This window comes from Collinsella sp. AF37-9, assembly GCF_003475115.1.
Lineage (GTDB): Bacteria > Actinomycetota > Coriobacteriia > Coriobacteriales > Coriobacteriaceae > Collinsella.
This window is the reverse complement of record NZ_QROQ01000023.1, coordinates 1-20,737: the sequence shown is the minus strand read 5'-3', so window position 1 is coordinate 20,737 and position 20,737 is coordinate 1. Positions and strand designations below refer to the sequence as shown.

Sequence of the window (20,737 nt, the reverse complement as noted above, 5' to 3'; positions counted from 1 at the left end):
ATCCTAAAAACTCTGCTTCCAGAGTTATTGAGTCTCCGTCGTGCCCGTCAGGGTAGTCCCGCTCACGCTAATGCCCAGGTCACCCCAGCCACCGGGCGTTTTGCCGTCCGCTCGGTAAAAGTTGACGACCATCGAACCCGGCTCCATGGTGAACGTAGCCTTGCGAGCTGCAGCATCCACCGTCGCGCCATGGTTGATCTCAAAGAACGGGTCGATCTCCACGTTCTCCCCCCACGCGAGCGTGACGTTTGCCGGTGCGCCCGTAACCGTCACGCGGTAGTTGTACGCAGCGTAATCAGCAAACTTGCCAGCCTCATCGACCAGCGCGCCCTCAACCGCAGCGGTCTTGACCTCGGCCCTCTTTGACGGCACGACTTTCGCCGCCAGACAGGCTAGCTCGGTGCCGGGGCTCTGCTCCGATACGACCGTGGCCTTAATCACAAAGTATGCTTGTCCCAACTTACCCTCGGGGAAGGTCACGGTGTAGTCGTTCTTGGTAGGTTGATTCTCCGGAAGCGTGACGCTGCTACCGGGCTGGGGCGCATAGCTCCACGTGGCGCCATCGAGCCCGTGCCCCTCGACCGTCAAGGTGTATGTCACATTTTTGTCGTTGCAGAAGTTGCTGTTGCCCAGCAAGTAGTTGTAGATGCTAAAGGTAAAGTTGCACTGCCCGTTGTTGGGATACACCGTAACGGAGCGCTGGGCACGGGCGAGCTCGTCGGGGCTAGGCGCACTCATATAGCCCGTGAGCAAATCGCTTGCAAATAGGCTCTGCGCAGTGCCCGTTGCGGCGACGGACTTTAGAAATCCGTTGGCGGTGTAGGCGGAATAGGTAAAGTAGCCACCCGTCACGAGCGCCACGGCGCAAATAAGTGCGATTGCCGCCACAACCAGCTTGTTCTTGACTAGGCTCTTACTTTTTGCCAGCTGCTCGCGCTCGGCATCCTGCTGTTTCTCTCGCTTCTCCATGTGCGCCCCCTCTCCTACTTGCCGCTCGTGTTGCGCGCGATCAGGTAAATCACGTCGGTCTCTTTGGCGCTCTCGTCCCACGAAAGCTTGATGATAAAGTTGAGTGTGTCATTGCCAGTCGAGTTGTCGAGTGTCTTAGCGTTGAGGTCGCCTTTGTTGAACACCTTGAAACGGTAGAGTGGACGCGCGTTGCGTTGGACGTTTTGGTACTCCTTGAATGTAGGGTCGCTTGCGCCGGGGACCGGCTCGGTTGCCAGGCCATCACCCGCGTCGTTGATGGGCATGAAGCTCGTCAGCAGGTTCTCTCCGGTTGCTTTCCAGCTATAAGATTTGCCGCCTGCGGTACCGCTCACGTCGGGCGTCTGGAGCGCAGACGTGTTCTCGGCTCTGTACAGCTCAATAGTAAGACCTTTAATGTTGGTCGTATTCGCAAGCTGCAGCTCAAACCCATCGCCGCCCGTCTGCACGCAAAACGGGCGCTTGAGCGTCACCGTGTTGCCGGTCTTGGTATCGCCGTATTCGGGGTTGTAACTCAGGTCGATCTGCTCGGCTGCCGTAGCGTTGGGGCCCAACACCTTGAGCTCTGCCGGCTCCTTGATCTTGCCAACGGTGGAGCCGCGATTGGCATCGACGAACCATCCGAGCGTCAATCCCAGCAACACGAGAAGCACGGCCACCAGACCCACGATGGCCAGGGATTCGCGACGGTGGTCGCTCACCCAAGCCTTGATGCGCTCGATGCGGCCAGCCGGACGCGCTTCGCCGTGCGAGCCGAACCCGTTGCCGCCGGGGTTTGCCGCTCCTTCGTTGTGTTTGATATCGCCCTGCTCGCGGGCATTAAGCTGCTCGTCCATTTATTTATCCGCCTCCTTGGCGGTGAAGCGCACGCGAATGTACTTGACGTTCTTGCCGATAATCTCGTCGGCGTTGTTGTAGTAGCTGGCGCAGGTTTCCACATCCGCAGAGGACATGCCGGCTCCGACAGGCGGAACCGCGCTAGGCGCCTGACCTGGCACGCTCGTGCTATCGGCGCGGAAATAGCGCGCGTGGTTATTGTTGATGTCGCCGACGAGGGTTGTGTATCCCCCCTCGTCGCCTGTGTTAGCGAAAAGGTTGCCACCGTAGCCGGCGTTGCCCGTGTGAACATAGCTCTTGAACTGCTCCGGCCAAATCCAGTAGAGGGTTTTGGTGACGGTTTCGGTCGTGCTATTTGAGTCCGCAGCGTAAAAGCTCGACTTTGGGATGGTAAAGCTCTGCGTAATGACGGTGACGCTGGCCCCGTCCTGGGTCACCGTGGTGGTCGTGGGGACCAGCGGATTCGAGTAAAAGCCAGAGGCGTCTTTGCCCTGAAAAACCAGGATATGACCGCGCACCAAATCTTTAAGCGAGTTGATGATCTCTTCGTTTTTCGATGCATCCGCAGCGGAGCCCATGCCGACAGCACTCGTCTGGACGGAAATCTCCCAGGTCATCTCCACCGTGATATCGTGCAGATCGTTGCAGAGCGGCTTGACGTTGAGCTGGAGCTGACCAGCCGACCCCGGAGAGAGACTGCCATCGGCACTCATGTTATTGAGGTTGAAAAGATTGTTCACGGCAAGGCTTGTACTGTCCGACGCGTAGTTGTCCTGGGCGTCGTACTTGCCCGCCGTGCCGCCCTGCGTTCCCGAGAGCACAAACCGCGGACCCTTCGCCCCGATCGTGCTCCCCGTGGCGCTCACTCGGTTATTCGCGGCAAACCAGGCCAGGCATGCAAAGATGGCAACGATGGCGGCCAGCACAAACAGACCGCTCACCAGGAAATCCTTCCAGAAATCCTTGAGGGTCCGCGCGTGCTCGTCGGCAGCTTGGCGGTACTCGGCCGCCGTCTTGTGCTGCTGGAGCTCGCTATGTCGGTCCATGCCACTCATCGCTTGCGTTTGCCATGCTAGCGGGCGTGCCATCCTTTCCGCTTGGTCGCGATCAATCCGTTGCTCGTAGGCATAGAATTCAGGCAGAATACAACACCATACGATAAGGTAAAAGAATAGCATTGACCTGCGGTTTGCTCCACAGCGCAAGCCTTAATGATGTCTTAAAGATTACGAATAGCAGCTTCTTCCATATGCCAAGGACATGGTGCAAACAAACCTGACCACTTGCACCAATCCGCAGCACCGGGCAGCGGGCACACGGCGTGCCGCCCCTTAACACCCCAACGCGCGCACGGGTATCACGTAGATACCGTCCTCGACCTCGCGGGCGTACTCACCCACCCCCACAATCACGGCCATAAACTCCGGTTCGCGTGTGCGTGAACGAGGATTTCCACAGACCTTCTTGCGAACGCGCTTGAGGCTCTCGACGCCGGCGCTCGCTTTATCTTCACTCACCTTAATCTCAAAGGCGGCCCACCGTCCGTCGGCTAGCTGCACGATAGCATCGCACTCAAGGCCCGAATCGTCGCGATAATAGCGCACGGGCGTGCTATCCAGCAGGTCGAGCGAACGTGCGTAGACCGAAAGGTCGCGTATGACCAAATTCTCAAACACCAGACCAAATGTCTGCCAGTCGGCAAGCAGCGCCTGCAAGGACATACCTAGCAAGGCGCAAGCAAGGCTCGGATCTGCCAGATAGCGCTTGGGCTTGACGGTAAAGCGTCGTTTGTCGCGCGCGGCGGGAACCCAACCGGGGACCTCCTCGAGAATGAACATGCCTTTGAGGGCATCCAGGTACCTACGCACCTTGGTCTCGTCGGCAAACGCTGCGGGCTCCTCCTCGGCACCGAACATATCCATAAGAATCGTTTTATACGTGGTTGCCTGTCCCAGATTGCGCGCGATCGATGCAGAGACTCGACGAGCAATATCGGGGTCGAGACCGACCGCCGGAAAGCTGCTCGAAAACGTGGTGTTGAGATATTCGCGGGCGATGAGCTGGGCGTCAGCCGAAACCATATCGATCGCCTCGGGCCAGCCGCCGCGGCAAGCGGCTTCGACAAGCCCCGGTGTATCGCCATTGCACCGACAGGGCTCAAAACGATGCTCAAACAAGCCCGCCAGGCTCACCTTGCCGTTGGACTCGCCTGTCTCGGCAAGCGTCATGGGGTGCATGCGGACGCGGCCGATGCGGCCGGCTCCACTATGCGCGGGCGCCTCCGCCTTTGAGCCAAACGCAGGCGTGGAGGAACCCGTGAGGATATAGGCGCCGCGCGTACCCCGGGTGCGGTCAACCTCGTGTCTAACGTAGTCCCAAATTTGGAGAACGCGCTGCCACTCATCGATAATATGCGGACGGTCTCCCAGCAACATCATCGCCGGGTCGGCACGCGCGAGGTCGAGATTCTCGTCGACATACGAGACGGACGCCCCATGCTCAAGCGCGGCCCACGTCTTGCCACACCACTTGGTGCCTGCAATCTCGACCGCGCCAAAGACGTGAAGGTAGCGCTCGATTTGCGCATCCACGATACGTGGGATGTATTCGTCCCGATGTAGCCTCTCACCTGCCATGAGCCACCCCCGCAGATTTCCAGGTCCTGCTTTCTGATTCTTCTATTCCACTGTAGCAAATTCGGATTTTCGGGTAGTTGCGATTCGGATTTTCGTGTTCATATAGTTCGGATTTTCATGTTCTAAGGATTCGGATTTTCGGGTGCTCAAGATTCGGATTTTCTGAACCCGCTGATCAGGGACACTCTATTGGCAAAAAGGCGGGGAGCGCCGATACGGCACTCCCCGCCCACTCAATACGCGATAGCTTTCTTGCTTAGAGCTCGTTGGCCGCGTGATACGCCGTGCGAATGGCGCTCGCAATATCGGCGGTACGCTCGCCCGAGCAGTCGCCCACGCAGGTCACGGGCACCGTCACGCCGTCCAGGTCAAACGCGTTGGCCTTGGAGCCCACGGCCATCACCACGTAATCGCAGGCGATCTTCACCGGCTCCTCGGCGCCGTCCTCGGTGGTGCGAATGGCCTCCACGCCCTCGTCGGTAATGGCGGTCAGGCGGGTCTTCACGTGCTGCTCCACGTTGTGCTCGGCAAAATCGCTCATGATCAGTGGCAGAATGGTCTCGGACTCGCCCGCGGCAATCTTGTCGAGCATCTCCACGATCGCCACCTCGCAGCCGTGCTGCAGCAGGTACTCGGCAGTCTCGGTGCCCACCAGGCCACCGCCAATGACGGCGACGCGGCCCGTAAGCTCCACCTTGCCGGCCAGCACGTCCCAACTCGAGACGACCTTGTCCGAATCGGCACCCGGAACGGGGATGACCACGTCGTGCGCGCCCACGGCCACAATCGCAGCGTCGGCGGCGTTGAGGTCCGCGGGGCTAGCGGCATGGTTGAGCTCAACCTTCACGCCCAGGCCGGGCAGAATCTTCTCGTAGTACTCGACCGAGCGCATGATCTCGTCCTTGCGCGGGGGCGCGGCCGCCAGCACAATCTGACCGCCCAGATGATCGCTCGCCTCGTAGACGGTCACGTCGTAGCCGCGCTTGGCCGCCACGCGCGCGGCCTCCAGGCCGGCAATACCGCCGCCCACCACGGCAATCTTCTTGTCGCCCTCGCCCGGCTTAATAGCGATGGTCGCCTCGTCGCCGTTCTCGGCATTGAGCACGCACGAGATGTACTGGCGGTTTTGAATCGCATCGACGCAACCCTTGTTGCAGTTGAGGCACTCGCGGATGGGCTCACCCGTGGCGGCCTTGAGCGCAATGTCGGGGTCGCACATGAGCGAGCGGCCGTACGCGACGATGTCGGCCGAACCGTCCTCCAGGATCTTCTCGCCGGCCTCAACCGAGACAACGCGGCCGACGGTTGCCACCGGCACAGAGACCAGGGCCTTGACGCGCTCGGCCACGGGCAGCGTCCAGTTGTAGGGCATGGCGCCCATGGGCGGAATGGTGTCGCCCATGTTACCGGTGTGGTTGGCCTGCGCGACCTGGATCATGTCGATGCCCGCGCCCTCGAGCAGCTTGGCAAACTCGCAGGCCTCGTCGGGCTGCAGACCGCCCTTGCCGCGCGGCGTGCCGTCGGGGTTCTCCATGATCACGGGGAGCTTGTACTCCACCATCAGCTGCGGCGCGGCCTCCTTAATGGCGGCGACGACCTCGAGCGCATAGCGAACGCGGTTCTCGAACGAGCCACCGTACTCGTCGGTACGCTTGTTGAGGATGGCAGAGCACAGCGAACCCACCAGGCGGTCGCCGTGGACCTCGATGGCATCGATCCCAGCCTGCTGTGCGCGGGCGGCCGAGGCGGCGATGGCCTCCTTGATCTGGGTGAGTTGCTCTACGCTCGCCTCGTTCACAAAGTGCTGCATGTCGTGGTGCAGCTTGGCATAGGCCTGCTTGCGGATCTCGTTGGACTCGGCCATCTTGGCGGCAAAGGTCTCCTCGTCGCCGGCGGCCTTGGCCTCCTGCGCAGCTTTCGCAGCGGCCATGGAGCCCATGACCATGCGGCCGACGCCGGGCACGTCATACTCGGGGTGGAACAGCTGCAGCGCGACCTTGGCGCCGTGTTTGTGAACGGTGTCGGCCAGCGCCTTAAACGTGGGGATCTGGGCGTCGGTCGCCAGCTTGGGCGTGGGGCTCGCGGTCATAACGGGAGCGACGTCGCCGATGACGATGTAGCTCACGCCGCCACGGGCCAGACGCTCGTAAAAGGCCAGGCTGCGCTCGCCGATGGAACCGTCGCGCTCCTCGTAGCCGGTGGTGAGCGGCGGGAACATAATGCGGTTCTTGAGCTCAAGGGGGCCAACCGTAATGGGCTGGAGCAGCTTGGATGCAGGTGCGGTCATGGATATTCCTCTCTTGTAGGCGCGGCGGCGATGGTGCCGCGTAGTTGTCTAGAGGATATGGCATGGGAGCACAGTGGCGCAACGGAAATCGGCGAATATCAGGTGGCGGCGGGTGGATGGGGATGGGCGGGGCGGCCCGTCGGTTTATCTCAATCTGTAACAGTTACGCGGCAAAATCGGGTCTTACTGTTACAGATCGAGACAAACGGGACCCGCCTGCTAGAAAATCTCAATCTATAACAACAACTCGGCGAAATCCGTCCCTCGTGTTATAGATTTAGACAAACGGGACCCAATCCACCGGTATATCTCGATCTGTAACATCTAGCCGCCCAAATCGGGTCTAGATGTTACAGATCGAGATCTTTGATTGAGAGGTTGGGAATTGGACCGAAAACACGGTCCCGGAATAACAAAAAAGCTCGCCGGCTAGGCCGACGAGCTGCAAGTTCTTGGTCGCGGGGGCAGGATTTGAACCTACGACCTCCGGGTTATGAGCCCGGCGAGCTACCAGACTGCTCCACCCCGCAATGTCTGGGCGCCTCATGTGCGCAAGAAAGAATATTACGCGGGAGTTCGGTAAACGGCAAGGAAAATCTCGTAGAGCATAATTCCTTCATATTTAAACCCCTCAGCCCCTATCACCGTAAACGAATCGCGGCCGAGCGCCGTCGACGGCGCGTATACAATGGTGCGCGTCCTTTTATGCCAACACTGGGAGTAGACATGCTGCTCGCTATCGATATGGGAAACACGCAGACGGCCATGGGCCTGTTCGACGGAGACGAGCTGGTGCAGTCGTGGCGCATGCCCACCGACCGCTCCTATACCGCCGACGAGATCCACGTGCGCCTGATGGGTTTCTTTAAGATGTACGGCCTCTCGCTCGATGCGGTTGACGCGATCGCCTTTGCGGGCGTGGTGCCGCAGCTCTCGCGCGAGTGGCACGCCGTGGCCGACCGCATTGCCGCAGACGCCATCGTCATCGGGCCGCAGACGGCCGCCGTGACCAAGCTGCGCGCGGCGCGTCCCCAAGCCGTAGGCGCCGATCGCGTCGCTAACGCCGTTGCGGCCGAAACTTTCTACGGCGCGCCGGCAATCGTGGTGGACTTTGGCACCGCGACCAATATCGACGTCATCGATGAGGACGGTTATTACATTGGCGGAGCGATCGCGCCGGGCATCCGCATCTCCATGGACGCGCTTGCCGCCCGTGCCGCCAAGCTCGCCAGCGTGCCGCTCGAGGCGCCCGAGCATGCCATCGGCCGCGATACCGAGGAGTGCATCAAGGTCGGCGCCGTGGTGGGCGCTGCTGCCATGGCCGAGGGCCTGGTCGAGCGCATGAAGCGCGAGCTGGGCCGCGAGGATGCCACCGTTATCGCCACGGGCGGTCTCGCCGGCATCGTCGCCGATTCGACCGATGCCTTCGACGTGGTCGACGGACAGCTCACCATCAAGGGCATCTGCGAAATCTACCGCCGCATGCAGGAGCTGGGGTAAGGCAGGGGCTTAAGTCGAGCACGGGCGCGAGCGGCGGACTAAGCAATGCATCGGTCCTATTCCTCAAAAACGAAATTTTTTCAGTTTTGAGGAATAGGCTTTCTGCTACGCCTCGCCGCACAACCACCTCGCCAGGTCCACGATCTGCACTCCGTCGCGATCCGTGGCCTCGTGATGCGTGCGGGCGAGAATCATCTTGGGATACGCATCGCCAATGCTCAGCAGTGGCGAAATCTCGCGTTCAAATGTCTTATCCGAGCTGATGTCGTCGCTCACCTGAATGTAGAGTTTCTCGCTCCGCTTGATTGCTACAAAGTCTATTTCCTTTTTATAGAGCACGCCGACGTATACCTCGTATCCGCGACGCAGCAGCTCGATTGCCACCATGTTCTCGTATACGCGCCCCCAATCCATATCACGTGTACCAAGAAGCGCATATTTAAACGCATGGTCCGCCAGATAGTACTTCTCGCCGCTCTTAAGGTATTTTTTGCCGCGAATGTCGTACCGACGAACTTTATAGAAGGCAAACGCATCGCACAGGTACCCCATGTACGTGCCGACCGTCTTGTTCGTAATCTTTAACCCATCCGCATTTAATGCATCAGTAATGTTGCGTGCCGACGTAATGTTGGAAACGTTGTCCATCATGTAATCGGCAATGCGCAGCAGCGCCGATTCGTTTCTCACGTTATGCCGCTGCACGATATCTCTCACAATGAGCGTCTTGAAGACGTTGGAGAGATATTGATAGCGCTGCTCCTGCAGTGGATAAGGGTAAGAGCCGGACATACCGCCGGTTCTCGCGTACTCATCGAAGTCGCGGTCGACCTCGCCCTCGTCGCCATAGAGACGATACTCCTCAAACGAGAATGGGAAAACCTCGATCTCGAACGTACGCCCCGTAAAGAGCGTCGACAGATCGCTCGACAGCAAAAAGGCATTCGATCCGGTAATGAATATGTCGTACTGCTCGGATGCGTGAAGGCTATTGATCGCACGCTCAAAACCGTCGCACATCTGAACTTCATCGATAAGCAGAAAGTTTTGTTTGCCGGACACTCGATGCTCTTTTACATAGGCGAGCAGCGCGTGATACTCGAGCAGGTTCTCGAACTCATCGAGGTTGTAGTTGATATGGATGACATTCGAATTGGACAGATGTGCCTCCACGTAATCGCGGAGGGCCTCGAGCAATTTTGATTTACCGCTACGACGGATGCCCGTGATGACCTTGATGTCCGGCACGCCAATAAGACTCGTCAACGTGTCCATATATGACGTTCTATTGATGAGTTTCATCGGGGCCTCCTCGCGGTCTTTTATCGCTATTCCTCAAAACTGAAAAATTTTCAGTTTTGAGGAATAGGCTCTATAGCGAATATACCTCGCGAAAGACCGAGCCGCCTTAATCCTATTCCTCAAAAACGAAAATTTTTCAGTTTTGAGGAATAGGGCGCTGGCAACCCATTCCCCAGATAGGCGAAACCCTCCCCAGCACAGGCCGAAGAGGGCTTCGTTGTCATCGTTATCTTTGAGCGCGGGCGCCTCGCGTTACAGTCCGCGAATCCGTACGGCCTCGGGCGGAAACTCCTGCTCGCCGGCATCGGTCTTGATGGTCGCGCGACCCCAGATGTCCAGGCCCGCAAACACACCGACCGCAAGCGGCAAACCGTTGGGCGACACCGCCGCGACCTGACGACCCAGCAGTGGCACCATGTCAAAGTACTCGCCCAGCACCGGAGCCAGCGGGCCGGCAGCGCCCTGCGGCGTGTTGGCGGCAACCGCCCAGGCGTCAACGCGGGTCAGCACAGCGGCGGCCAATGCCTCGATCAGCGCCTCATCTGCCATATCCACGCCAAGCTCACCCAGCGCCGCACGCTCAATATCAACCGTCACCGCGGCAAACATGCCCGCAGCACCGGCACCGCCGTTCACGGCAACACGCGCGAGCGACGCCTCAAACGCAGGCGCACCGCACACGATATCGCTCGGCCACTGGATACCCACTTTACCGGCAAGGCCCAACCCCGGCGTCGAAGCCGTGCCCACGAGCGCGTCCATCATGCCCATCGCGGCCACAAACGGCAGGCCGTGGAAGGCGTGCATGTTCACATCGGGGCGCACAACCAGCGAAAACGTCAGCGAAGCATCGCCCACGCTCCACGCGCACCAGCCCGCGGACACGCCCTCGCGGCCCGCGTCACGCGCCGCGTCGAGCTCGGTGCCAGCGGCAACAGCATTCATCTCGATCATCTACATACGCCCCAATTCGCCCACGATATGGCCCACGCGATCCTCGGGCTCCTTGACCTCGACGCCGTTGTAGCGGAAGAACCGAGCCGGGTCGTGCATCAGGTCCTCGAGCGGCACCAGCACAAAGTCACGCTCGCCGATCAGCGGATGCGGCAGGCGCAGCTTCTTGCCGCCGTGGGTCTCGCCGTCCATCCACAGCAGGTCCAAGTCGATGGTGCGCGGGCCGTTGGCCTTGGCCTTCTTGGAACGGTCGCGGCCCAGCTCGGCCTCGATCTTCATGAGCTCGTCAAGCAGCACCAGCGGAGCCAGCTCGGTCTTAATCTCGATGACGGCGTTGGCAAACGCGTCCTGGCGCGTCTCGTAGGCCGGCTCGCTCTCGTAGATCTTGGAGGAGTTGGACACGCAGGTGAGTGGAATCTCGGCGATCATGTCGCGTGCGGCGCGGATGTTGTCACAGCGATGCCCCAGGTTGGAGCCCACGGCCACAAACGCGCGGCGCGGCTGCGGCTTGGCAACCGCCCAGTAGCCGTTCAGGAACTGCGCAAAGCCCGCGGCGTCGTGCACGCGCACAATGTTGGCACCGGCCTGGATGGCGCCCAGGCACACGCCAAACGTAGCGGCATCGCGCTCGGCGGCCTCGGTCACGCCCGAGACGGCGCCCACAAAGCGCTTGCGCGATACGGCGCACATGAGCGGATAACCCAGTGACGCCATCTTGGCAGTCTCGCGCTGGATGACGATGTCCTCGTTGGCCGTCTTGCCAAAGCCCGGACCGGGATCAATGCAGATGCGGTCGCGCGACACGCCGGCGTGGATGAGCGCGCGGGCCTGGTCGGACAGAAAGCCCATGACGCGGCGCATGATGGGCGCCGAATCGGGCAGGGTGAAGCGGCGGAGCTGCGAGGTGGGCACGTAGGCTTCCTCACGGCGGGCGCTGCGGCGCATCATGGCGGCCAGGCGGTCATTGGGCTCCGATGCGGCCTCGGTGGCCTCGGGCGCGGGCGCGACGGTCTCGGCGGCAGCAGCCTGCTCGGCGGCCGGCGTCTCCTGCTCGCTTGCAGGCTCGGTCGCGGGCTCCGGATCGCCAAACGGCAACGAGGGCTGCACCACGCCGCCCGGAAGCTTGGCCTCCGGCTTAGGCTCGCCCAGCAACTTGCCGCGACGGCGGCGAGCCGGCTTCTCAGCCTCACGCGCGGCCTCGGCAGCCGCCTCGCGCGCCTTCTCGGCAACAAACGCCGCAGCCGAGGTATCGAGCTGCACCGTTGCGTGCGTGCGTGTAGGCGCGGCGACCTCGCCGGCATGCATCACGATGACGCCGCAGGTGCTCGTCTTAACAAACTCGACCATCTTGGGGTCGGTGAAGCCCGTCACGTCGTTGACGATCGAGGCGCCGCAGCGCACGGCCGCCTTGGCAACCGCCACGTGGCGCGTGTCGATCGAGACGATGGCGCCCTCTTTGGCCAGCGCGCGCACCACGGGCAGCACGCGGCGAGCCTCCTCGTCGGGATTAACCGGGGTAAAGCCGGGGCGCGTGGACTCACCGCCCACGTCGATGATGTCGGCGCCGGCGTCAAGCATCGCCAGGCCGTACTCGATGGCGGCATCCGGGTCGAAGTGCTCCCCGCCGTCGCTAAACGAATCGGGCGTCACGTTGAGGACGCCCATGATGCGCGGACGGTCAAAGCTGAGCTCATACTTTCCGCACCGCCATGTCTTGCTGTCGTTCGCCATGAACATCCTCCTAAAATGCCCACGCCGCCGAGCTTGGGGAGCTGGCGGCGGGGTCGCTTTGCACTCAGTCTTTCTATTGTATCCGCGCACACGGGCTAGAACGCAAACGCGGCCGCGATGTCGCAAGAAATCAGCAGGTCGGCATTTGCATCCTGATCGGTAGGCGCCAAATTGCAAATGGCCAGCGTATCGCCAGTAAAGTAACGCGTAAGGCCTGCCGCCGGATACACCACGAGCGAGGTCCCACCCACAATGAGGGCATCGGCCGCGGCAATGGCGGCAACGGCACCGGTCAACACATGCTCGTCGAGCGGCTCTTCGTAGAGCACCACATCGGGCTTGATGCGACCACCGCACGCGGGGCACACGGGCACGCCCGCGGCGTCCTCGTGCTCGCGCGAGCAAATCCACTCGGCGCTATAGACCGCGCCGCACGACTGGCAAATGTTGCGATGGACCGATCCGTGCAGCTCGAACACGCGCTGCGAGCCCGCCATCTGATGCAAGCCGTCGATGTTTTGCGTCACCACGGCATCAAGCTTGCCGGCGCGCTCCAGCTCGGCCAGCTTGGTGTGACAGCGGTTGGGCTTAGCGTTAAGCGCGATCATCTTGGTGCGGTAAAAGTCGAAGAACTCGGCCGGATGTGTCTCATAAAAGCTATGCGAGAGCATAGTCTCGGGCGGGTAGGCAAACTGCTGGTGATACAGGCCGTCCACGCTGCGGAAATCGGGAATGCCGCTTGCCGTGGAAACACCAGCGCCACCAAAGAACACCATGCGCTTGTGGGTATTGAACAGCTCCGCCAGCGCGGCGGAGGCCTGCTTGGGATCCGATATTGCCTGCGTCATATGAGCCCTCCGTCCTTGTTGATCGGGCGGCGTCGGGCGATGTCCCAGCATGCGGCCTTTGGGTCAGCACGCGCGGTGCCCACCACCGCCCCTGTTGCGCTAATCTTAAGCCTGCCAACCCCGTCGAAAGGACACCATGCCTCAGACTTACACTTTCGCCTCGTGGAACGTCAACGGCCTGCGCGCCGTGCTCAAAAAGGACCCGAGCTTTATCCAGATCGCGCAAGAACTCGACGTCGATATCTTGGCGCTGCAAGAGACCAAGCTGCAGGAGGGCCAGGTCGATATCGACCTGCCCGGCTATCACCAAACCTGGAGCTACGCCGAGCGCAAGGGCTACTCGGGCACCGCGGTCTTTAGCCGCCAGGAACCGCTGCGCGTGCTGCACGCCGACGCACTGCCACCCTACGCCGGCGAGGGCGAGGCGGGCGAGCTCGTCGCCCAAGCCGCAACCGAGGGCCGCGTCTGCGCGCTCGAGTTCGACAAGTTTTGGTTTGTCGACGTCTATACGCCCAACGCCCAAAATGAGCTCGCGCGCATCGACGTGCGCATGGCTTGGGACGATGCCTACCGCGGCTTTTTGAGCGCGCTTGAACGCGAGACCGGCAAACCCGTGGTGACCTGCGGCGACTTTAACGTGGCGCACGAGGAGATCGACCTTAAGAACCCCAAGTCCAACCGCGGCAACGCAGGCTTTTCGGACGAGGAGCGCGGCAAGTTTACCGAGCTGCTCGACGCCGGTTTTACCGACACCTGGCGCGCGGCCAATCCGGACGTCGAGGGCGTCTACAGCTGGTGGAGCTACCGCTTTAATGCCCGCAAGAACAACGCAGGCTGGCGCATCGATTACTTCCTGGTGAGCGACGCAATCGCCGGCAACGTACGCAACACCGGCATCCGCGGCGACATCTTCGGCAGCGACCACTGCCCCGTCACCCTTACGTTGGAGCTCTAACTCCAGCTGCCCCCGGAGACGAAGGAAAACGGATCATTTTGGGCCTCGTGGGGGTATCCGCGTGACCCATCCGCCACGAAACACGCCCATCTACTACGTTTAAGCCACCACCCTCAACCACAGCGAACAACGCGAAATGAAAACCGCAGGTAGAAAGCCTGCGGTTTTTCATAAAACGCGGTCATGGTCGGGAGTATCAAGCTAAACGTAGTAGATGGGCCAGTTTCGTGGCAAGCGCCGTCAACTGATTCCCTGGGGACATCTGGGGACGGAAGAAAATGGATCAATTTGGCTCTCTGAGGGCCACGATGCCCGTCATATCAGCCGGCCATTCCAAAACTATGCCGGTTTACGGGGCTGAATCGCGAACCCCCAACCATATGCAATTCCGAGATAATAAAACCGCGTATAAACGGATTGCTCTATTTCGAAAAAAGCCGGTATGGTCTGCCTATGCCAATCTAGCCCCGTAAACAGGCATAGTTTTAAAATGGCACTTCGACAGTATTGATTCCCGCCCCGGCGCAACCAGCCCTACAGTCCGTATTTCACGACGACTCGGCTGATGCGGCGACACCAGGGCTTGTACAGGGCGGCCAAGAACACGCAGGTCGCGAGGCCGTGTGTGATATCGAACGGCACTGCCGTGGCAAGACGCGCCACGGCGCCCGCCCACGTGAGCGGCTGCACAAAACCGATGATGTCGTAGGCGTTGATTACCACGCCGTAGAGCAGGCCCGATGCAAAGCCGTACGCCATCAGCGCCGGCATGCGCACGGTTCCATCCGCACGGTCGAACGCGCCCGCATGCGCCAGCGCGCCGCCAACATAGCCAACCAGACCCCAGGCATACATCTGCCACGGCGTCCACATGCCCTGCCCAAAAAAGAAATTGCTGGTCAGCGCTGCCAACGCGCCAACCATAAAACCATTGCGGCGACCAAGCGTCGCCCCCGCAATAATGGCGATGGCACTCACCGGTTTAAAGTCGGGAATGGGGCCAAACAGAATGCGCCCCGCCGCAGCCAACGCCGCCAGAACCAGCGTTGGCATAATCTGGCGTAAGCCCGGGCGCGACGCCTCGTAGCCCGCAAAGAACAGCGCGAGCACCAGCGCCACCACGACAAGCATGGCAAGTGCCGCCTGTTCAACGCCCGCCAGCAACGCCGCAGCCATCACGGCTGGCACCGCCAGCAGCAGCGGTATCTCCAGTTTTGCGAGTAGGCGCACGATGCGATAATCCGCCATCCCATCACGCCCTATAAAACACGTTGTCGGCAAAGAAGTCGGTCGGCGGCTCCATGCAGGCGATCTCGCCATCAAACATCATGGAAATGTCATCGGCAACCTGCTCGGCAAAGTCCAGGTCGTGCGTCGCCATGACGACGGTGCCGCCAGCCTGCGCATGGTCGCGCAGGGCGCGGGCGATGATGCGGCGGCTGGCCAGGTCCAAACCCTTGGTGGGCTCATCGAGCAATAGCAGTTCGGGGCCGATCAACAGCAGCTTTGCCAACGCAAGCAGCTGACGCTGTCCGCCCGAAAGATCGTACGGATGGCGCCCATCCAGACCCGACAGCCCCAAGCTCGCCGCACGCTCCCGCGCCAAGTTCTCTTCATATCCGCAGGTCGAGGCCCATTCCATCAGCTCATCGCGAACCGTCTCGGCAACCAGCAATGCTTTGGGGTTCTGAGGCAGCAGCGCCGCCGAGGCCGCTCCGCGCACCATGCGACCGCGCTGCAGCTTGGCGGTCTTCGCCAGCACCGAGAGCATCGTCGACTTACCGCATCCGTTGCCGCCCACGATCGCATGCACCGCACCGGCCGAAAACGCCACGTCGAGCCCGCGCAGAACCCAACCGCCCGCGCGATCGTAGCGAAACCAGCTCCCTGCCAGGGTGGTAGCCGACCCGCCGTACATTTTTTGGAGTATTCTGCTCCCATCCGTGCGCGGGAAGGCTTCCGAGCCGTTCTCGAGCGACGTTTGCGCCACAAATTCGGACGATTTGTCCAATTCCGAACTTTTTTTCGCGCTCGATACGTCCCCGGGCGGCTCCAGAGAGCCCAAATTGTCCTCACGCCTGCTGAATACTCCGTTTTTTGCACATCGGACGGCACCCCACCCCAACATGTCGTCGGAAAACAGCGATTCTCGACGCCCCAAAGAAGCCATATCCGCCACCTCGCGCACGCGACCGTCCTCAATCCGGTACGCACACGTCGCATACTCGAGCATTGGGCGCGGTTGATGCGTAGCCACAACAACCGTGCAGCCCAGCTCGCGATTCACACGAAACAGCGCGTGCAGAAAATTCTTCTCGGCAACGGGATCGAGCTGAGACGTGGGCTCGTCGAGTAGCAGCACACGCGGACACAGCGCCAGGACGGCGGCAAGCGACAGCAGCTGCTTGCGGCCGCCCGAAAGCGTATCGGTATCGCGATGAAGCCAGTCCTCCAGACCAAAGAAATAGCTGGTCTCAGCTACGCGACGGCGCATCTCATCACGTGCTAGCCCCAAGTTTTCCAGGCCAAACGCCATCTCGTGCCACACGGTTTCGCACACGATCTGGTTCTCGGGATCCTGGAACACATAGCTCACGCGCTCCGCCGATGCCCGCACGTCCATGTCGGCAACGTTCTCGCCCAGCACGCGCGCATCACCAGTGCGCTCGCCCGCCGGAGCGATCTCGGGCTTGAGCAGCGACAGCAGCGTCGATTTGCCCGACCCGGTACCGCCAACAAGCAGCGCAAACGCACCTTGGGAAACACGCCAATCAAGTCCCTCGAGCACCGGTGCCTCGGCCCCGGGATAGGCAAAACTAAGGCCTCGCACCTCAATCGCCGGCGTGGCCGAGCCATATGCCACACCCGCCGCCGAGCTCCTATCAAACCGAGCCATCAACCAAACCTCTTCTCATCAATCGCATGCAACGCGCAAGGCAGCACCATCCAGGCAGCGTACACGACATAGCCCGGCCACGGCGCCGGCACCGAGAGCTGCGGATAAAACGAATACTGCGTCGTCGCGGTCCACGCCACTGCCGCCGTGGCCACGCCAAACAACGCAAGCCCAACCAGCGCGGCAACGTCGCTGCGCCCCAGTCGATACCGCGCATACGTCGTTCGACGCGTCGCGGCGCCCCACCCACGGGAGCGCATGGCGTCCGCGCGCTCCAGCGAATCTTCCATGCCCCAGCCCATCAACACACTCGATGCCCGCAAACGCGAACGCACGGGGTCGGCCGGCGCGCGGCCCGGCACATCGATCGCGTCCTGCACCGCCAGCACCGTGCGGCCGCGGCGCAAAAACTGCGGGATAAGCCGCATGCACATCGAGATCATGAGCGCGAGCACCGGCGCGGCGTTGCCCAGCAACGCGAGCACCTTGTCGTATTCGAGCATCGACGCCGCAGCCTCAAACCACAGCACGCTCGCCACAAACAGCCCGCCCATACACAGGCCGTATACCATGCTCTCCAAATACACTGCGCGCATGCCGATGCGGAACAACTCCGTCGAGCCCGAGGCGCTAAACAGCGGGTTGACCAGCGCAATGATCAAAATCACCGGCAGCTGCCAGCGAAGCGCGTTCAGTGTGCGAGCAGCCCCGCGGGTCGCAAAGCCGTATGCCAGCCCGCCTGCGAGCGACAGCGCGATCAGCACCGGTTGCATCGAGAACATGGTGAGTCCCAGCGTTAGCGCCATGTAGAGCGCAGGCACCGCCGGGTGCGACATCGAGAATGCCGCGACGGGCTCGATGGCCGACCTCTCTCGCATATTGTCCACGGGCACCCGCCCTCTCACCCAAATACCAATGCCGCAGCGCCGCAAACACCGCACAAGCAGCGCAACCGCCGCGCCGGAACCACAAACCCAGCCGCCGCGGCCCAAACGTTACGCGCTCGTCATATGCCTGCGGTATCATATTGCGCCGTGTATCGTTTCCAAACACACGTCTCTATAACGTAACAGGAGATCACATGGACGCAACCGCAATTATCCTCGCTGCCGGCGAGGGCACCCGCATGAAGTCGAACCACTGCAAGGTTTCGCACAAGATCCTGGGTAAGCCCATGGTCCAGTGGATCGTCGACGCCACCATCAAGGCCGGCTGCAGCCGCGTCGTGGTCGTCATCGGCAGCCACGCCGACGAGATGCGCGCCCTCATCGACGGCGCCTACGCCAACAGCGCCACCAAAATCGAGTGCGTCGAGCAGACCGAGCGCCTGGGCACCGGCCACGCCGTAAAGGTCGCGCTCGAGGCCTGCGGCATCACGCAAGGCCCCGTCGTCGTGCTCAACGGCGACCTGCCGCTCATCACCGCCGACACCGTCGCCAAGTTCGCACAGACCGTCGCCACCGGCGAGCTCGCCTGCACCGTCATGACCATGACCCCGCCCGATCCTTTTGGCTACGGCCGCATCAAGCTGGGCGCCGATGGTCAGATCGAGCGCATCATCGAGCAGAAGGACTGCACGCCCGAGCAGGCCGCCACGCTGCTGGAGTGCAACGCCGGCTGCTACGCCTTTGACGGCGCGCAGCTCGCCGCCCACATTAACGAGATCGGCAACGACAACGCGCAGTCCGAGTACTATCTGCCCGACATGCTCGAGATCCTCAAGGGCCACGGCCAGGCTGTCTCCATCTTCCACTGCGACGACTACCGCGACGGCCTGGGCGTCAACAGCCGCATCCAGCTCGCACAGCTCACCGCCATCGCGCGCGACCGCATCAACGAGCACTGGATGGCCGAGGGCGTTACCTTCATCGACCCCACGCAGGCCTGGATCGGCCCCGATGCCGTTATCGGCCGCGATACCGTCGTGTGGCCGCAGACGCACCTGATCGGCCACGTCACCGTGGGCGAGGAGTGCCAGCTCGGCCCCAACAGCCGCCTCACCGACACCACCGTCGGCAGCGGCTGCACCATCGATGAGACCATCGCCATCGAGGCCGTCATCGAGAACGGCGTCGACTGCGGCCCGCGCGCCTACCTGCGCCCGGGCACTCACATGCTCGACGGTTCCAAAGCCGGCACGCACGTGGAGATCAAGAAGTCCACGATCGGCGAGGGCTCCAAGGTGCCGCATCTGTCCTACATCGGCGACACCACCATGGGCTCCGGCGTCAACGTGGGCGCGGGCTCCATCACCTGCAACTACGACGGCGTGCACAAGCACAAGACCGTCATCGGCAAGGACGCCTTCATCGGCTCCGACACCATGATGGTCGCGCCCGCCCAGATCGGCGACGGCGCGCTCGTGGCCGCAGGCTCCGTCATCACCGAGCCGGTCCCGGCCGACGCACTTGGTCTGGGCCGCGCCCGTCAGGTAAATATTGAGGGCTGGGCCGCCGATTATCGCCGCCGTCTGCACGAGGACGACGAGGTATAACGTTTTACCAAGCACAAAAGGAGCTGTTCCATGGGGACGGCTCCTTTTTTCTATCGTGACCTGCGCGACCGGATGAGTGGTCGGTTCGTGTCCGTTGACGGTAAAGACGTTATCAAGACCCGATAAACCCCGCCGCACGGTTACAATGCAACAAGGCATCTATATGGCATTCGATATAAAGGAGAAGGGTAATGCCGATTAATGATCCCGAGAAGTCGGAGAATATGCGCAAGTCCATCCGCGTGTATTCCGGTTCCTCCAACCGTCCCCTCGCTCAGAAGATCGCTGAGTACCTTGGGGTCGAGCTTTCGGGCCTTACGCTAAAGCAGTTCGCCAATGGTGAGATTTACGCCCGCTACGACGAGACCGTCCGCGGCGCCGACGTCTTCCTGATTCAGTCCGTGGCCGGCGGCAACGTCAACGACATGCTCATGGAGCTGCTCATCGCCACCGACGCTGCCAAGCGCGCATCCGCCCGCTCCATCACCGCCGTTATCACCCACTACGGCTATGCCCGCCAGGACCGCAAGGCCGGCCCGCGCGAGCCCATCACCGCCCGCCTCGTCGCCAACCTGCTCGAGCGTGCCGGCGTCAACCGCATCATCACCCTCGACCTGCACCAGGGCCAGATCCAGGGCTTCTTCGATATCCCGGTTAACCACCTGTCCGCACTGCCGCTATTTGGCCAGTACTACAACGACATGCACTTCGACACCGACAACCTGGTTGTCGTCTCCCCCGACGTGGGTCGCGCCAAGGCCGCCAAGAAGCTGTCCGACATGCTCGGCTGCGACCTGGCCATCGCCCACAAGGGCCGTCCGCGCCACAACGCCGCCGAGGTCATGGGCATCATCGGTGACATCAAGGGCAAGACCTGCATCATCAACGACGACATGATCGACACCGCTGGCACCCTGTGCGCCAACGTCAAGGAGCTCAAGGCTATGGGCGCCGGCGACATCTACGTCTGCGCCACCCACGGCATCTTCTCCGGTCCGGCCATCGAGCGCCTGAACGATGCCCCCATCGTCGAGTGCGTCGTCACCGACGCCATCCCCGTCGAGGTCGGCGGCAAGATCAAGACTATCTCGGTCGCCGAGGAGTTCGCTCAGGCCATCTCCGCCGTTTACCACGAGGAGCCCGTCTCCACGCTCGTCGGCGGCGACTTCGCGCTGTAGTCCAACGCGTATCGCATCATCTTTGATGTTTTTAAAGGGTCGGAAGCTCGCTTCCGACCCTTTTTCTATTCCTCGCCAACCCGCCTGGTAGCGCGCAGAGATGTGGTGTAAGAGGCGGGGCATGCCCCGCCT

The 20,737-nt window shown here is 61.6% G+C and carries 16 protein-coding genes and 1 tRNA gene; 4 read left to right on the top strand and 13 right to left on the bottom strand.

Features of this window, described 5'->3' with window-relative positions:
- Window positions 1–24: 24 nt before the first annotated feature.
- The 6 genes from DW024_RS07495 to DW024_RS07470 all read right to left on the bottom strand — a co-directional run bounded on the left by DW024_RS07495 (window position 25) and on the right by DW024_RS07470 (window position 7,277).
- Window positions 25–969, bottom strand: a complete 945-nt coding sequence (locus DW024_RS07495; RefSeq protein WP_118377370.1) for a hypothetical protein — start codon at window positions 967–969, stop codon at window positions 25–27.
- 14 nt (window positions 970–983) lie between these two features.
- Window positions 984–1,823: a hypothetical protein gene (locus DW024_RS07490; RefSeq protein ID WP_118377369.1), complete on the bottom strand. Its 840-nt coding sequence runs from the start codon at window positions 1,821–1,823 to the stop codon at window positions 984–986.
- Window positions 1,824–2,870 carry a hypothetical protein gene (locus tag DW024_RS07485; RefSeq protein WP_147352066.1) on the bottom strand — a complete coding sequence of 349 codons (1,047 nt, stop codon included), beginning with the start codon at window positions 2,868–2,870 and terminating at the stop codon, window positions 1,824–1,826. It abuts the gene before it with no gap.
- Window positions 2,871–3,155: 285 nt separating this feature from the next.
- Entirely contained in the window at window positions 3,156–4,460 is a 1,305-nt protein-coding gene (locus tag DW024_RS07480; RefSeq protein ID WP_118377367.1) for an ATP-binding protein, read from the bottom strand.
- Window positions 4,461–4,716: 256 nt separating this feature from the next.
- Window positions 4,717–6,747, bottom strand: coding sequence for a bilirubin reductase, long form (gene bilR, locus DW024_RS07475; RefSeq protein WP_118267606.1), 2,031 nt, complete (start codon window positions 6,745–6,747; stop codon window positions 4,717–4,719).
- Between the two features lie 453 nt (window positions 6,748–7,200).
- Window positions 7,201–7,277, bottom strand: a tRNA-Met gene (locus tag DW024_RS07470).
- 196 nt (window positions 7,278–7,473) lie between these two features.
- Between DW024_RS07470 and DW024_RS07465 the strand changes: the two genes are divergently transcribed.
- On the top strand, window positions 7,474–8,247 hold the full coding sequence (locus DW024_RS07465) for a type III pantothenate kinase (protein ID WP_158565210.1): 774 nt from the start codon (window positions 7,474–7,476) through the stop codon (window positions 8,245–8,247).
- A gap of 105 nt (window positions 8,248–8,352) precedes the next feature.
- On the opposite strand, the gene DW024_RS07460 is transcribed toward DW024_RS07465, so the two are convergent.
- The 4 genes from DW024_RS07460 to DW024_RS07445 form a co-directional block, all read right to left on the bottom strand.
- On the bottom strand, window positions 8,353–9,549 hold the full coding sequence (locus DW024_RS07460; RefSeq protein WP_117743660.1) for an ATP-binding protein: 1,197 nt from the start codon (window positions 9,547–9,549) through the stop codon (window positions 8,353–8,355).
- Window positions 9,550–9,801: 252 nt separating this feature from the next.
- Entirely contained in the window at window positions 9,802–10,503 is a 702-nt protein-coding gene (locus DW024_RS07455; RefSeq protein ID WP_117776604.1) for a hypothetical protein, read from the bottom strand.
- Window positions 10,504–12,234 carry a dihydropteroate synthase gene (gene folP, locus DW024_RS07450; RefSeq protein ID WP_117766302.1) on the bottom strand — a complete coding sequence of 577 codons (1,731 nt, stop codon included), beginning with the start codon at window positions 12,232–12,234 and terminating at the stop codon, window positions 10,504–10,506.
- Between the two features lie 95 nt (window positions 12,235–12,329).
- Window positions 12,330–13,082, bottom strand: coding sequence for an NAD-dependent protein deacylase (locus DW024_RS07445; RefSeq protein WP_118377366.1), 753 nt, complete (start codon window positions 13,080–13,082; stop codon window positions 12,330–12,332).
- A gap of 136 nt (window positions 13,083–13,218) precedes the next feature.
- On the opposite strand from DW024_RS07445, the gene DW024_RS07440 reads away from it, so the two are divergent.
- The gene (locus DW024_RS07440) at window positions 13,219–14,037 is read left to right on the top strand and encodes an exodeoxyribonuclease III (protein ID WP_118377365.1); all 819 of its coding nucleotides are present in this window, start codon (window positions 13,219–13,221) and stop codon (window positions 14,035–14,037) included.
- A gap of 534 nt (window positions 14,038–14,571) precedes the next feature.
- Here the strand turns inward: DW024_RS07440 and DW024_RS07435 are convergent.
- The 3 genes from DW024_RS07435 to DW024_RS07425 are packed head-to-tail and all read right to left on the bottom strand — an operon-like array spanning window position 14,572 to window position 17,811.
- Window positions 14,572–15,285, bottom strand: a complete 714-nt coding sequence (locus DW024_RS07435) for a DUF6580 family putative transport protein (RefSeq protein WP_118377364.1) — start codon at window positions 15,283–15,285, stop codon at window positions 14,572–14,574.
- Window positions 15,286–15,289: 4 nt separating this feature from the next.
- Window positions 15,290–16,933 (bottom strand): ABC transporter ATP-binding protein, encoded by a 1,644-nt coding sequence (locus DW024_RS07430; RefSeq protein ID WP_118377363.1) that lies wholly within the window; start codon window positions 16,931–16,933, stop codon window positions 15,290–15,292.
- Window positions 16,933–17,811: an energy-coupling factor transporter transmembrane component T gene (locus tag DW024_RS07425; RefSeq protein WP_118267612.1), complete on the bottom strand. Its 879-nt coding sequence runs from the start codon at window positions 17,809–17,811 to the stop codon at window positions 16,933–16,935. The genes DW024_RS07430 and DW024_RS07425 overlap by 1 nt, the downstream gene beginning before the upstream one ends.
- Before the next feature lie 203 nt (window positions 17,812–18,014).
- On the opposite strand from DW024_RS07425, the gene glmU reads away from it, so the two are divergent.
- Both glmU and DW024_RS07415 read left to right on the top strand, forming a co-directional pair.
- Entirely contained in the window at window positions 18,015–19,427 is a 1,413-nt protein-coding gene (glmU, locus tag DW024_RS07420) for a bifunctional UDP-N-acetylglucosamine diphosphorylase/glucosamine-1-phosphate N-acetyltransferase GlmU (RefSeq protein ID WP_118377362.1), read from the top strand.
- A 191-nt stretch (window positions 19,428–19,618) separates the two neighbouring features.
- Window positions 19,619–20,605, top strand: coding sequence for a ribose-phosphate pyrophosphokinase (locus tag DW024_RS07415; protein ID WP_089573682.1), 987 nt, complete (start codon window positions 19,619–19,621; stop codon window positions 20,603–20,605).
- Window positions 20,606–20,737 lie beyond the last annotated feature (132 nt).